This window comes from Paenibacillus sp. 1781tsa1, assembly GCF_024159265.1.
In the GTDB taxonomy this organism is placed as follows: domain Bacteria; phylum Bacillota; class Bacilli; order Paenibacillales; family Paenibacillaceae; genus Paenibacillus.
The window spans coordinates 2553769-2567463 of record NZ_JAMYWY010000001.1 but is presented as its reverse complement, the minus strand read 5'-3'; the positions used below and the strand labels follow the sequence as shown (position 1 = coordinate 2567463).

The following is a 13695-nucleotide window of genomic DNA, read 5'->3' as shown; positions in this document are numbered from 1 at the left end:
TCTTATGCGGATGGCAGATCTGATATTGTATTGACCACAGTCCGACCTACTGCACCACCTTGGAGTATCGTCTCAAGCGTATGTGGCAACTGGTCTAGAGAAATTTCGCGGATTCCCAGTTCCAGCGCGCGCTCCGGTTTCCATTCTCCGCCGAGCAGTTCCCACAGCCGTTCCCGACGTTCCATCGGACAATATACAGAGTCTATACCAATAAGCTGGATACCACGCAGAATAAACGGAAGTACCGTAGATTCAAAAGCTGTGCCTCCGGTTAACCCAGATACCGCTAGTGCACCTCCGTATTGAATCTGTTTCAATCGCTCCGCAAGAGCCGGTCCTCCTGTTGGATCAACAACTCCCGCCCATAGCTGTTTCCCCATGGCTCCTTTAGCTGGAGCATCAGCTTCTTCACGAGTAATAACCTCTGAGGCGCCCAAGTTTCGGAGCAATGACTCCTCCTGCTCCTTCTTGCCTGTGCTGGCTGTTACTTCGAATCCAAGTTTTGCCAGAATCGCCACTGCCATACTGCCAACGCCACCCGTTGCACCCGTAACCAGAACCTTGCCCATCTCCGGTGTCACTCCAGCCTGTAACAGCGCATCTACCGAAAGTGCAGCCGTAAATCCTGCGGTTCCAATTGCCATGGCTTCTTTCTCACTGAGACCCGGTGGCAGAGGCACCAGCCATTCACTGCGCAGACGCGCATACTCGCTGTACCCTCCGTAATGGGATACGCCAGGTTCAAATCCTGTACTGATCACCCGATCTCCTGGTGCAAAACGTCCACTGACCGACTCCTCTACCGTTCCGGCCAGATCAATTCCCGGTACCATCGGGTACTCACGAACGACACCACCCTTTTCAAGAGTCGCGAGTCCGTCTTTATAATTGACACTGGAATACTGCACCTGTACCGTTACATCTCCATTTGGCAGATCTTCCTTCTTCAATTGCTCTATAGCAGCTTTCACTCCGCCCTGTTCTTCTTTACGGACAACATATGCGTTAAAAAGGTTTTTCATCGATAGCCACTCCTTCTTTGAATTTTATATATTTTTCCATTAAGCACATGAATTGTTCGCATTCAAGCTTAACGACTACCTTTTACTTCTGGATTCTTCAGATGTTGATGATCAAGCTCTGTCTCTCCTGAGCGTCAACAGATAGATTAGTGGACCCACAATAGGGATGATCCCCGCCGCTGCACAAGCTGGTGAACGTCGACTCACTTCAGTATCCCTGTATATCGCAATCACAGAAAGCAAGGTCAAAAGCACAAAATCAATCGTCATAATATGTACAAAGGATGATTGCTTGAACGCGTCCATATATACATCCGGATGACCTTGCGTCACGGCATAGAATGCGGTCCCCAGCGTCAACAGCAGAAGGAGTACATGCGTCAACTTATGGGCTGCTACCCGTCCAATTCCCGACTCCCGCTGACGACCAAAATGCAAGCTTGTGTAACCCGAAGATCTATTCGCGGATGACGACCATGCATAATAGGGAAGCAGCGCAAAAGCGCCTAGTCCAAAAGAAAGAAATACAAAAGGCCAAGCCGGTACACGGCCACCTCGTTCTTTCACAGATGTTCTTAACAGCATACAGGCATAAACTGCCGGGAAAATACCTAACCACGAAAACACAGTAAGCAACCAAGGCTCTTTGCTTTGCATTGTGATCAGTTCTTTGAATGTTGGATCACTTCCAGGGGACTGCCCCGGTGCCAACATCAATGCATAGGCCATAAAAGCGATCCAGACCAGTCCTAATATCCATCTCATGTCTGCACCTCCTCTTACTTTCATCCCCTACAGCTGCGGGATTGAATCAATAGATGCAGAATTTGGCGTCTCCTGCGCTTTCCCGAGAAATAATTACTGCGTTGCCCCTTTAAACACGTGTTCAAAAAGTATGTTTTCTAGAAAAAACCTCTTGGATTGCGCATGACCATTTCCAGTATAGCCTGCTACCTTGGAAGTCTGTCCATGAGATTTCTTACATACGGGTCCATGTCATCGAGTCGTTTAAGAATAACGTATACATTCCATGATCATCAAAAAGGCATAAGCCAGTATTCTTACCTGGTTATGCCTCATTGTCATTCTTGAGTTTAGATCATTCCTCTGTGGATTTCACATGTTCCGCAATGAGCTTCTGTTTCATATTCCATGCCGCAGGGCTGATGTTCACACGGTAGATCTCCGGGTTGAGCTTCCGTTGGTATTCAGGCCAAAATAGGTTCATCTGTTCCCGATGATACGTCCGAATCTCATCCAGATTAGGCAGCTCATACACTTTGCGTCCGTTCACAAAGATCGGCTCCAGCATATTGACCGCCTCGTAGCGGGTAACGGTTTTTTTCAGGTAAGGGTGTAGCGGGTTGAACAGCTTGAGCGGTCCGCCCTGTAGCGGCTGCTCTTCATCCGGATAGCAGATATAATCTGCAATCGCTTTGCCATGTTTCGGATCAATGATCCGGAACACTTCCTTTTTACCTGGAGTGGACACCTTTTCAGGATTGGCAGAAATTTTGATCGTAGGCAGCATGGCACCGTCCACTTCACGCTCCACCAATTTGTACACTCCACCCAAAGATGGCTGGTCAGAAGCGGTAATCAGCTGTGTGCCGACACCCCATGTATCAATCCGTGCTCCTTGAGCCTTCAGGTTGAAAATCGTGTTCTCATCCAAATCATTGGATGCTACAATTTTCACATAATCCAGTCCAGCTTCATCCAGCATCTGACGCGCCTGAATGGACAAGTACGCAAGGTCACCACTGTCCAGACGAATCGCATTCATCTTTTTGCCTTGGCTCTCCAACTTCTTGGCTGTCTTGATGGCGTGAGGTACTCCACTGTTCAACGTATCAAAGGTATCCACCAACAGCGTAACCTGATCAGGCAACACTTTGGCATACACGTCAAACGCCTCCTGTTCGCTCATAAAGCTCTGTACCCACGAATGGGCATGTGTACCTGCTGTTGGGATTCCGAAGCGCTCTCCGGCCAGCATGTTGGACGTTGCATGGAAGCCTGCCACATACGAAGCACGTGCACCCCAGATGGCAGCATCCGCTTCCTGTGCACGCCGTGTACCGAATTCGAGCAAAGTATCCTGTTGTGCTACCTGTTTGATCCGCGAAGCCTTGGTTGCAATCAACGTCTGATAATTCATGAAGTTAAGTATCGCCGTCTCCACCAATTGTGTCTCCATAATGGAGCCTTCTACCCGAATGAGCGGTTCGTCAGGGAAAACAATTGCACCCTCCTTCATGGAATGAATCGTGCCCTGAAATGAAAACTGGAGCAACTCTTCCAGAAAGACCGGATCGTAATTTTCCTCTTGTTTGGATAAAAACTTGATGTCGTCCATCGTAAACCGAAGCTGGCTGATATAGTTCACAATCCGTTCCAATCCGGCAAATACCGCATATCCATTGCCAAAAGGAAGCTTACGGAAATAGGCTTCAAATACCGCCTTCCGCTTGTGAGTACCATTCACCCAATGGGCGTACATCATATTGATCTGATATTTATCCGTATGTAAAGCCAGGCTAGTTGTCTGCATTTGTCTCATCCTCTCTGACTTCCGCTCGCGCCCCCAGATTTCAACCGAGGACACGGGTTAACATATGGAGACTTATTCTTCATGATTCTGTTCATCCGTATTAAACAAACAAGTCTCCCGTAAAACTCTATACACCATTCACCACATTCATCTGATTCCTAACAGGAGTTCAACCAAACAGGATTATCAATTCAATCACGCAAGGACTGTCTCACTCGCCTTAACCACCGAAGCACCCAGGCTGGAACGAAAATGTCCAAGCGCCCACTCATGTCCTGCCGGATTAAAGCTGGCAACAGCATCTTCATATACCGTAATATGAAATCCTTTATTGTAAGCGTCCACTGCGGTATGCAATATGCAAATATCCGTGCATACCCCTATTAGTGCAATATCCGTAATGCCACGTGCACGCAGTCTGAGTTCCAGATCGGTTCCACAAAATGCACTATATCTCGTCTTATCCATCCACCGAATATCGTTTTTCCGTTCTTCCATCACTTGGGCAAGACGTCCATATAACTGTCTTCCCTCCGTATTTCTGATGTTATGAGGTGGGAAAAGTACAGTCTCCGGGTGATACGGATCATTTTCTTCGTGGAGATCCACGGCCATGATTACCTCATGCTTGTTCTTACAATAGGCCTCGGTTACAGCTGCAATCGTCTCTTCGATCTCTACTGCCGGCTGACCTACAGGCAAAGAACCTGTCACAAAATCCTTCGTAAAATCAATCACAATCAGTGCTTTCATCGTCAACACTCCCTTAGCCCAGAAATGGTTGATCCTGATTCAATCCCATTGATACATCTACACTTTGTTACGTATAGATAGAAAGGCGTGGTACGAGTTCTGTAAAACGATATAGCTGCGCCGGACGCTGCGAGTACTGGTTGGAACTTACCAAGTTCCCCTCTTCATCCCGTACCTCTTCCACAATGCCTTTGCGACTGCGGGTAGACGTAATTTTGCGAATGAAGTTTGGTTCTTCAAAATCCGGTACAACACTTTGAATAACCTGATATAATTCACTTAATGTAAAATCACGTGGCAGGAACTGACGAGCAATCGTCGTTTCCAGCATCTGCTGTTGAATGCGTCGATAAGCATCTTCGATGATTGTTCTGTGATCAAAGGCCAGTTCCAATTCTTGCAGGGCCTCCTGAATGGTGAACAATCCAACATCTTCAGCATCATCTGCTGCTTGGCGTTGATCCAGCATCCATTCTTCCACAAGCGCGAAAAATGCGTGAGAGATAATCCAGCCCCTCGGGTCACGACCCGGCTGACTGTATACATTCAAGTACTCCAGATGTCCACCGTCTACACCTGTCTCTTCCATCAGCTCACGCTTTGCTGCTCCGTAGATGGATTCATTCTCCTGACAAAAACCACCGGGTAATGCCCATCTACCTGCAAAAGGCCAGCCTTTACGCTTGATCAGCATCACTTTCAGTTCCCGAATGGGAAGTGTCTTGGTCACCGTCTTGCGCTCCCGCTTGGTCAAGGTGAACATAACGATATCCGCAGGAACACCATCGGGGGTACGATATTTCTTGGAACTATAGGCACGTGCTGCTTGTTCGTCGCTCTCTGCATTAAAGTGTTCATAGTTTTCGTTCATGGGTGCACCACCGACTATTTTCATTTTGATAATTTCATTATGACATAATAATATTTTTTGTCAACTGCGGGATTCGTGCGTTACGTTCTCGGACGTGCTATACGGAATGTAGCCGTAGCCATGCATCCCAACGTGCCCGATGCATCACGAACCTCCGATTGAGTCGTAACACTGCGTCCAGCCTGATGTAGTACCGTAGCCGTCACCGTTAATTCCCCTTGTCTCATCGGTGCGAGAAAATGTACGTTCAGATTCGTTGTCACACAGCCATCTACTTCCATTGCTGCTGTTGCAACCATCCCCATCGCTTGGTCCATCAGTGAAGTCAGTACACCCCCATGTATAATCCCCATGGAGTTGGTATGATGTTCGCCTGCTGTCAACGCGATCTGTACTTCTTTGCCATCTCCTTTAATATATCGACATCCGAGAAATCCCCAGAATCGTCCGGCTCCGTCTTCTACCATTTTGTCCAAAATGCTCATTATTCATTTCTCCTTTATTCACTGTACGTATCAAGCTCTCTTGATGTCAGGTGTCTTTAACATTAAAAAATAAGCGCGCCACACAAAATAACCCCACAGCGTGGAGCTTTGCTTGGAATTATATTCCGAGTACTTGGCGATAGCCACTCCACGTTTACGGTTATGTAATGTAAGAAAAGCTTCTGATCGAAGCCTTATCGATGATGCCACATTCGTGGTTTAGCAGTTGCTTTTCTTGCGATTATCAAATCCTTCAGCTCCGCTGAAAACTTATAATTTTATAATCGTCAAAAAAGGCGCGGACAGCGTCCGCACCCTTCCGTCATTTAACCGCAACTGGTCGGAGGTGAATCCGTTCCAGCCTCCACGTTTACTTTTTCAGAAACCGTATCCCGGATTACCGAGATCACGAGTTGAAGCAAGTAGTTGATGTCGCTCTGGCTCTGCTGGAATTCCGTAACCAATGGAATACTATCCAGTTCACTTTGCAGATCTTCAATTTCCTGTTCAATTTTGCTGACCATCTCCACATTTTTGAAGCTCTCAAAGGCAACGATTTCTTTTTGTTTCTTCTTGATCGTTGCAATCAACTGCTGGATGCGCTCATGATCACGAATTTTGGTTTCAGCCTGTTGAAACTGTCTAACTTCCTCACTCGTTCCGAGCATATCAGCCAACTCTTTGGCTTTTCCCATAATGTCGTCGCGTATGACCAGATTGCGCGTATCGTAGGTTGGCATTCCATAATGGTTGTACTGCACTTCTTCCTGCGCCACTGAAATCGCTCCATTCTATGAGATGATATAAGATGAGAACTTGGGCTCAAATGAGTTCAAACGTCTGCTCCATGACCGCTTCGGGTACGGATCGTTCTTTTGATCGCTGTTGTCTCCGGATTTTTCTGATTACAACTGTTCAAGGTTAAAATCCGGAGACAAAGGAGAACGCTTCGCTTCTACAGACCGATTCCGTCCCCTCCGCTACTTGCGCAAATGTCCGAACCTGTTATTGAACCCCAAAATTCTCAACTTATTGGTGTGTGTATTACTGATTGGCAGCTACCGGCTCAGAGAGCAGGTTGCCCCGAATATAAAAAGTCATCGGATCGGTGATTTCAACTTGTACGAAAGTACCGATCAACTCTTTTGGTCCTTCAAAATGCACCAGCTTGTTGCTGCGCGTACGTCCTGCCAGAACTTCGGAATTCCGCTTGCTCTCACCTTCAACGAGCACTTCAACAACTTTGCCACGTTGTTCTTCATTGCTTCGATGGCTATATACGTTGATCGTTTCGTTCAAGCGCTTCAAACGTTCCTTCTTCACTTCCATCGGTACGTTGTCTTCCATCACCGCAGCCGGTGTACCTTCCCGTGGGGAATAAATAAAGGTATAGGCAAAATCATACCCTACTTCACGGACAAGGGAAAGTGTATCTTCAAACTGTTCTTCCGTTTCACCCGGAAAACCAACAATAATATCCGTTGTCAACACAACATTCGGGATGGCCTTCTTAATTTTGTCAGCCAGTTTCAAATAGTGTTCCCGGCTATACTTGCGGCTCATACGTTTGAGTACTTCCGAACTGCCAGATTGCACCGGTAGATGAATGTGCTCTACCAGATTTCCGCCCTTGGCCAGCACTTCAATCAAACGGTCATCGAAGTCACGTGGATGACTGGTTGTAAACCGTACTCGCGGAATATCAATTTGGCGAATGGCATCCATCAAGTCACCAAAGCTGTAATTCAGGTCAGTGAAGTCCTTGCCGTACGCATTCACATTTTGACCAAGCAGCGTGATCTCCTTAAAGCCTTGTCGAGCCAAATCCCTAACTTCGGCAATGACATCTTCAGGACGACGGCTGCGTTCTTTGCCCCGTGTAAACGGAACGATGCAATATGTACAGAACTTGTCGCAGCCATACATAATGTTCACCCAGCCGCGCATACCCTCACGTTTCTTCGGCAGGTTCTCAATAATGTCGCCTTCCTTGGACCACACCTCAACAACCATTTCTTTGCTGAACAACGCTTCCTGGATTAGATGTGGCAGTCGATGCACATTATGTGTACCAAAGATCATATCCACAAAGCCATGCTTCTGCATGATTCGGTTGACGACGCCTTCCTCTTGGGACATACACCCGCATACGCCAAGTAACAATCCCGGACGTTCAAGTTTTAGCGTTTTCAGGTGACCAAGCTCACCAAATACTTTATCTTCCGCATTTTCTCGTATGGCACATGTATTGAGCAGGATAATATCAGCTTCTTTGCGATCCTCTGTAGCCTGATATCCCATAGACTCAAGGAGTCCTTTGATGGTCTCCGAATCATGCTCGTTCATCTGACATCCATACGTATATACAATATAGTGTTTGCCTTTCCCTATGTTTTTCAGTTCATCGGGAACGGCATTTTCGTATAACACCTGGACGTCTTCCTTGCCCCGCTGTTTCTCCTGACGATGATTAGGTTCCGATTTGATGTTAATCTCACGGCCCCGGATTCTTATCTTTTTGCTGAATTCATCTTGCGAAATTACTTTGGCATCGGAGAAATCAAAATATTGGGAGTAATCCTTTTTTGAGTCTTTAGCCATTTCCTTCGGTCACTCCTTACAGCCTCTATTAATAAAAAATCGTTCATTCATCCCTGTTCCACGTGAATTACTTGCTTGGAACAGTAAAAGAGCATTACAGCAAATTATAGCATGAATTGGGCTGTAGTTCCACATCCAAACCGCATGTCCCTTCGTCTAATCCGAGACATGCCATGCTCAGAAGAACACTTAGAAAATACAAAAACCTGAGCCTTGCCATCAGGGCTGGAATTAACCGGCCCGTAATGGCTGTGCTCAGGTTTATACGTTATTCAGACCGCCCTAATTGGCTGCTGAAGCTATTCCATGGTATTAATCGATGATTTCAGCAGTGTCGCCATTACGAGCGCCAGCAGCGTTAGCTTCATCTGTATCAATATGCATGTCCAGTGCGAAAGAATCGGATACACGAGCCAGTACATTTTCCAGTACCAGACCGCGATCTCCGCCGAGGCGAACTTTTAGCATTTGTTTGTCCTCGATACCCCATTTAGCAGCATCCGAAGTATGGAAGTGAATGTGACGAGCAGCAACAATAACACCTTTATCGATTGTTACTTCGCCAGCAGGACCTTTAATCGTGATTCCTGGTGTACCTTCAATGCTTCCAGATTCACGTACAGGTGCTTTAACACCAATCGCAAATGAATCTGTCATGGAGATCTCCAGTTGTGTTTCAGGGCGAACAGGTCCGAGGATACGCACTTTATCAAACTGTCCTTTCGAACCAATTACCGCTACTGTTTCGTTAGCAGCGTATTGGCCAGGCTGGGACAGAGGTTTAAATTCAGTCAGTTCATAACCTTTGCCAAACAAAATTTCAACGTGCTCTTGGGATACATGAATGTGACGGGCAGATACGCCCACAGGTACTGTTTTACTCATTGTAAATTTCACTCCTTGTTTATCTATGGCCTGTACTCAGGCTCTTAACAATCCAATGGTATTATACCCCTTTTTGGAGTGAAATGAAAACGAACTGGTGAAAATTCATGAAATACACTTATTTCACCATCATTCCCCTCCTTTATTTGGAAAACAAGCTTTATTCAACCTATTCAACCCACACATCAGTTCACTATTTCATGGAATTCCCCTTCATCTGCATCTTCGGATTGCTCTCTGGCAAGTGTTCCCCCAGATAACTCATCGCATTCCCCCACAACCAGCCGCGCACTAAATGTTCATCATAATGTTTGAGCAGGATTTCCGTCAGTCTTGGATAATGCCCTGAGTGTTCAAGTCTCTGAATATACGTTGAGATTCCATCAAAATCCGACCCCATCATCAGATGGTTCTGTCCGCCCTGAGAACAGATCTGCTCGATATGAGGCAGCAGGTCTTCGATAAACACTTCCCCCTCCTGTTTAACAAACCAGGGCACAAACGTCAGTCCGATCCGCCCTTCCCGGGCAATGATGGCCTGGATCTGATCATCTTTCAGATTACGCACGTGGGGGCATACGCTATAGCTGTTGGAGTGGGAGGCAATAAAAGGACGCTTACTCAAGTCAGCCAGTTCCCAGAACCCTTTCTCTGTCAGATGCGACACATCGAGCAGCATTCCGATTTCATTACACTGGCGCACCAGTTCTTTCCCTTTCTCGGTCAGACCTGCCCCACGCTTCTCCATGACTCCGTCAGCCGCCCAATTGGCATAATTCCACGTTAATCCAATGATTCGAACGCCCATCTGATAACATAACTCCAGATAGAACAGGTTGCCCTCCAGACCATCTACACCCTCCAGTGTGATTAATCCCCACGGATCCTCTGTTTGCCCCACCTGAGCCACCTGTTCACGCCATAACAACGTCTGTGTGCCGCCAGGCCGCTCCTGATTTCTCTCTACACGTCTACGATAAATCTCTAACTGCCCCATCACATGTTCAAACTTGCCTCCGCCAAGTACTTCGGGTAAATAGATGGCGAACGCCTGCAACCCTACTTTCCCCTCTTTCAAGCGTTGCAAATTCACATCCAGTTCTGGAGCATCTTCAAAAGAAAGAGCAGGCTGCATCAAAATTTTGCTCAGTGCATCACAGTGAAAATCAGCTACACGCCAATCAGACATGGACATCTTATACCCTCCTCCATATTTTATTGCAAAGAAAACGCAAAAAAACCTGTCTACATCCATCGTAAACAGGTTCAATGCATACTGCATGTATTATCTGGGCTCCACAATCAGCTTAATGGCCGTTCGGTCCTCGCCGTCGATCACAATGTCTGTAAAAGCTGGAATACAAATCAGGTCAACTCCGCTTGGTGCTACAAATCCCCGGGCTATCGCTACCGCTTTAATGGCTTGGTTCAGTGCTCCCGCTCCAATTGCCTGCAGTTCAGCATTTCCACGTTCACGAAGAACCCCTGCAAGAGCGCCGGCTACAGAATTAGGATTGGACTTTGCTGAAACTTTTAATACATCCATGGTAAGTACCTCCCTGGGAATGTTGAAAGTTTGTTTCCACTTACTAGATGTTATTCGCGGGAGGCAAAAAAATTCCTTCTTTTTAGACGGGTTTCCCTGCAAATTGGGACAATACCCCTATTCCATGCGCCACTCGTCTTCCATCAGACGAATTTTTTCGATGCGTGTTGCCGCACCTGTAGCTTCATCAATTTCAACAAACACACCATGGAAATGCCATTTGCCATCATCCACAACGAAACGTACCGGGAGCTGGGTGTAGAACTTGCGCAGCACGGCCTCACGCTCCATGCCCAATATGCCGTCACGCGGCCCTACCATGCCCGCATCCGTCAAGTATGCCGTTCCTCCAGGCAGAATCCGATCATCGTTACTCTGTACATGCGTATGTGTACCTACAACGAGAGACGCACGTCCATCCAGATGCCATCCCATGGCAATTTTCTCTGACGTCGCTTCAGCATGCATATCGACCAGAATACATTTATAGTCCTGACGCAGCTCATCAACAATCTCATCAGCTACACGGAATGGGCAATCCAGAGCAGGCAGGAACGTTCTTCCTTGCAGATTGACAATGGCCAATTCTTTCCCTTCGCCTTTGACAACCGTGTATCCTCGTCCTGGTGTGCCTGGTGGAAAGTTCGCTGGACGAATCATGCGAGGCTCATCATCTATAAAATCAAAAATATCCTTATTGTCCCAGGTATGATTGCCAAGTGTAATACCATGTACACCCCAGTTGAAAAACTCATTTGCGATTGCACCGGTAATGCCGCGACCTGCTGCTGCATTTTCACCATTCACAATCACCACATGTGGTTTATACTTCGATTTCAGGTACGGTAGATTTTCCTTTAATGCCTTACGTCCCACATTGCCTACGATGTCACCTATAAACAAAACTTTCATTGATTACTGCCTCCTCAATTCCTGCAAACTCCTTTTACTTCAAATGTTGAACCTTTGCAGGACTCTATCTCTTTTTCCGTGATGTGTAGTTTGTACAAAAGCCTTTTAGAGGTTGTTCAAAAAGCCTGCTTTTGATTACAAAGGATGCCTATCAGCATCGAATATGGAATCCAGCCGAATAAGTATATGCTCTTTTTGAACACACACTTTAAGAGGCTATCAAAAGGAAAAGTGGCCCACTACTGCGGCCACTTTTCCGTATTGCTCTATTTTGCGTATTCAACCGCACGGGTTTCCCGGATGACGGTGACTTTGATGTGACCCGGATAGTCGAGTTCATTCTCAATCATCTTCGTGATGTCACGGGCGAGGCGGAAGGCTTCAGCATCATCGATCTTCTCAGGCTGTACCATAACACGAACTTCGCGTCCGGCCTGAATGGCGTATGATTTCTCAACACCTTCGAAGGATTCTGAAATCTCTTCCAGCTTCTCCAGTCGTTTGATATACGTTTCCAGCGTTTCGCGGCGTGCGCCTGGTCTTGCTGCGGAGAGCGCATCTGCTGCACCAACCAACATGGCAATGACCGAAGTCGCTTCGCAATCTCCGTGATGGGACGCGATACTGTTGATTACAACCGGATGTTCTTTGTATTTCTTCGCCAGCTCCACGCCAATTTCGACGTGTGATCCTTCCACTTCGTGATCCAGCGCTTTACCGATGTCATGCAATAGACCTGCACGTCTTGCCAGAGTTACGTCTTCTCCGAGTTCGCCAGCCATCAATCCAGCCAGATAAGCGACTTCCATCGAATGTTTCAAGACGTTCTGACCGTAACTTGTACGGAACTTCAACCGGCCCAAAATTTTGATCAGATCCGGATGCAGACCATGCACGCCCACTTCAAAGGTAGCTTGCTCACCGTATTCACGGATGCGCTCATCCACTTCTTTGCGGGATTTCTCAACCATCTCTTCAATCCGTGCCGGGTGAATACGTCCGTCAGCCACCAGTTTCTCAAGGGCAGTACGGGCAATCTCACGGCGAATCGGGTCAAAGCCCGACAGAATAACAGCTTCTGGCGTATCATCGATAATGAGGTCAATCCCTGTAAGGGTTTCAAGCGCACGGATGTTACGTCCTTCACGACCGATAATCCGGCCTTTCATTTCTTCATTTGGCAGGGTAACAACAGATACCGTTGTTTCCGCTACGTGGTCAGCCGCACAACGTTGGATGGCGAGTGTAATAATCTCGCGGGACTTTTTGTCCGCTTCTTCCTTCGCTTGTTGTTCAATGTCCTTGATCATTTGAGCCGTCTCATGACGAACTTCCTGTTCTACGTTGGACAGTATGATACTGCGTGCGTCTTCCATGGTGAGGTTGGATATACGTTCCAACTCTGTCACCTGGTTTTTGTAAATCATTTCGATCTGCTGCTGAGTCTCATCAATTCGTTTCTCTTTGTTAGCCACTTGCTCTTCTTTACGTTCGAGTGATTCCAATTTTTTATCCAGCGACTCTTCTTTTTGCAACAATCGTCTTTCTTGTCGTTGAATTTCATTCCGACGTTCACGAGTGTCTTTTTCAGCTTCAGCACGAATGCGATGGATTTCATCCTTCGCTTCCAGCACCGTTTCTTTCTTCAGTGCCTCTGCCTCTTTCTTCGCGTTCTCCACGATTTGTACGGCAGCTTGTTCCGCACTAGAGATTTTAGCCTCTGCAAGAGATTTGCGAATAAAATATCCTACTCCGAACCCAATGATTAGCGCGGCCACAACGAGAGCGATCGTGATTGCAGGATTCATACTGTTCACCTCCTCGTTGGTTCCTCCAAGGCATTCCTTGGGTCAATTTGCAGTTTTCAAACCTTACATATTTTTGGGAATAACGAATACTCACGGCGATCCCCCGCCGATTTTCATTTCACATGTACATGTTTCCACGTACTCTTCACTGTTTCCAGCGAACCCATAATTAAGAATGGTATAAATCTTAAGAAACCGAAACCGCTTTTTTGGAAGGAAAAAGGGTTGTCCATTTCTTACAGACTCATGTCCATTTTA

Annotated in this window: 13 protein-coding genes; all 13 read right to left on the bottom strand. The window is 46.8% G+C overall.

Annotated elements, in window-relative coordinates; all coding sequences use genetic code 11:
- Positions 1-2: 2 nt before the first annotated feature.
- Positions 3-1022 carry an oxidoreductase gene (locus NKT06_RS11555; RefSeq protein ID WP_253433930.1) on the bottom strand — a complete coding sequence of 340 codons (1020 nt, stop codon included), beginning with the start codon at positions 1020-1022 and terminating at the stop codon, positions 3-5.
- Between the two features lie 111 nt (positions 1023-1133).
- Positions 1134-1787 carry a hypothetical protein gene (locus tag NKT06_RS11550; protein WP_253433927.1) on the bottom strand — a complete coding sequence of 218 codons (654 nt, stop codon included), beginning with the start codon at positions 1785-1787 and terminating at the stop codon, positions 1134-1136.
- A 334-nt stretch (positions 1788-2121) separates the two neighbouring features.
- On the bottom strand, positions 2122-3576 hold the full coding sequence (locus NKT06_RS11545) for a nicotinate phosphoribosyltransferase (protein ID WP_253433924.1): 1455 nt from the start codon (positions 3574-3576) through the stop codon (positions 2122-2124).
- A gap of 195 nt (positions 3577-3771) precedes the next feature.
- Positions 3772-4329 carry a cysteine hydrolase family protein gene (locus NKT06_RS11540; RefSeq protein ID WP_253433920.1) on the bottom strand — a complete coding sequence of 186 codons (558 nt, stop codon included), beginning with the start codon at positions 4327-4329 and terminating at the stop codon, positions 3772-3774.
- 67 nt (positions 4330-4396) lie between these two features.
- Complete coding sequence (locus NKT06_RS11535; protein WP_145318769.1) at positions 4397-5200, bottom strand: NUDIX hydrolase; 804 nt, start codon at positions 5198-5200, stop codon at positions 4397-4399.
- Between the two features lie 80 nt (positions 5201-5280).
- Positions 5281-5685 (bottom strand): PaaI family thioesterase, encoded by a 405-nt coding sequence (locus NKT06_RS11530; protein WP_253433917.1) that lies wholly within the window; start codon positions 5683-5685, stop codon positions 5281-5283.
- Between the two features lie 326 nt (positions 5686-6011).
- Positions 6012-6425, bottom strand: coding sequence for a YlbF/YmcA family competence regulator (locus tag NKT06_RS11525; protein ID WP_197997748.1), 414 nt, complete (start codon positions 6423-6425; stop codon positions 6012-6014).
- 304 nt (positions 6426-6729) lie between these two features.
- Positions 6730-8286 carry a tRNA (N6-isopentenyl adenosine(37)-C2)-methylthiotransferase MiaB gene (miaB, locus tag NKT06_RS11520; protein WP_253433914.1) on the bottom strand — a complete coding sequence of 519 codons (1557 nt, stop codon included), beginning with the start codon at positions 8284-8286 and terminating at the stop codon, positions 6730-6732.
- A 312-nt stretch (positions 8287-8598) separates the two neighbouring features.
- Positions 8599-9171 (bottom strand): phosphate propanoyltransferase, encoded by a 573-nt coding sequence (pduL, locus tag NKT06_RS11515; RefSeq protein ID WP_017689107.1) that lies wholly within the window; start codon positions 9169-9171, stop codon positions 8599-8601.
- A gap of 193 nt (positions 9172-9364) precedes the next feature.
- Positions 9365-10366, bottom strand: a complete 1002-nt coding sequence (locus NKT06_RS11510) for a dipeptidase (protein ID WP_483311571.1) — start codon at positions 10364-10366, stop codon at positions 9365-9367.
- A 90-nt stretch (positions 10367-10456) separates the two neighbouring features.
- Positions 10457-10717 carry a stage V sporulation protein S gene (locus NKT06_RS11505; RefSeq protein ID WP_007430104.1) on the bottom strand — a complete coding sequence of 87 codons (261 nt, stop codon included), beginning with the start codon at positions 10715-10717 and terminating at the stop codon, positions 10457-10459.
- A 117-nt stretch (positions 10718-10834) separates the two neighbouring features.
- Entirely contained in the window at positions 10835-11629 is a 795-nt protein-coding gene (locus NKT06_RS11500; protein WP_145146946.1) for a TIGR00282 family metallophosphoesterase, read from the bottom strand.
- 266 nt (positions 11630-11895) lie between these two features.
- Complete coding sequence (rny, locus tag NKT06_RS11495) at positions 11896-13437, bottom strand: ribonuclease Y (protein WP_036609258.1); 1542 nt, start codon at positions 13435-13437, stop codon at positions 11896-11898.
- Positions 13438-13695 lie beyond the last annotated feature (258 nt).

What these genes read in the sequence shown, in the direction of transcription:
- NKT06_RS11540 (WP_253433920.1), bottom strand. Translation starts at nt 4,329, where the DNA reads ATGAAAGCACTGATTGTGATTGATTTTACGAAGGATTTTGTGACAGGT.
- miaB (WP_253433914.1), bottom strand. Translation starts at nt 8,286, where the DNA reads ATGGCTAAAGACTCAAAAAAGGATTACTCCCAATATTTTGATTTCTCC.
- pduL (WP_017689107.1), bottom strand. Translation starts at nt 9,171, where the DNA reads ATGAGTAAAACAGTACCTGTGGGCGTATCTGCCCGTCACATTCATGTA.
- NKT06_RS11555 (WP_253433930.1), bottom strand. Translation starts at nt 1,022, where the DNA reads ATGAAAAACCTTTTTAACGCATATGTTGTCCGTAAAGAAGAACAGGGC.
- NKT06_RS11530 (WP_253433917.1), bottom strand. Translation starts at nt 5,685, where the DNA reads ATGAGCATTTTGGACAAAATGGTAGAAGACGGAGCCGGACGATTCTGG.
- NKT06_RS11550 (WP_253433927.1), bottom strand. Translation starts at nt 1,787, where the DNA reads ATGAGATGGATATTAGGACTGGTCTGGATCGCTTTTATGGCCTATGCA.
- NKT06_RS11525 (WP_197997748.1), bottom strand. Translation starts at nt 6,425, where the DNA reads ATGCCAACCTACGATACGCGCAATCTGGTCATACGCGACGACATTATG.
- rny (WP_036609258.1), bottom strand. Translation starts at nt 13,437, where the DNA reads ATGAATCCTGCAATCACGATCGCTCTCGTTGTGGCCGCGCTAATCATT.
- NKT06_RS11500 (WP_145146946.1), bottom strand. Translation starts at nt 11,629, where the DNA reads ATGAAAGTTTTGTTTATAGGTGACATCGTAGGCAATGTGGGACGTAAG.
- NKT06_RS11510 (WP_483311571.1), bottom strand. Translation starts at nt 10,366, where the DNA reads ATGTCCATGTCTGATTGGCGTGTAGCTGATTTTCACTGTGATGCACTG.
- NKT06_RS11505 (WP_007430104.1), bottom strand. Translation starts at nt 10,717, where the DNA reads ATGGATGTATTAAAAGTTTCAGCAAAGTCCAATCCTAATTCTGTAGCC.
- NKT06_RS11545 (WP_253433924.1), bottom strand. Translation starts at nt 3,576, where the DNA reads ATGCAGACAACTAGCCTGGCTTTACATACGGATAAATATCAGATCAAT.
- NKT06_RS11535 (WP_145318769.1), bottom strand. Translation starts at nt 5,200, where the DNA reads ATGAACGAAAACTATGAACACTTTAATGCAGAGAGCGACGAACAAGCA.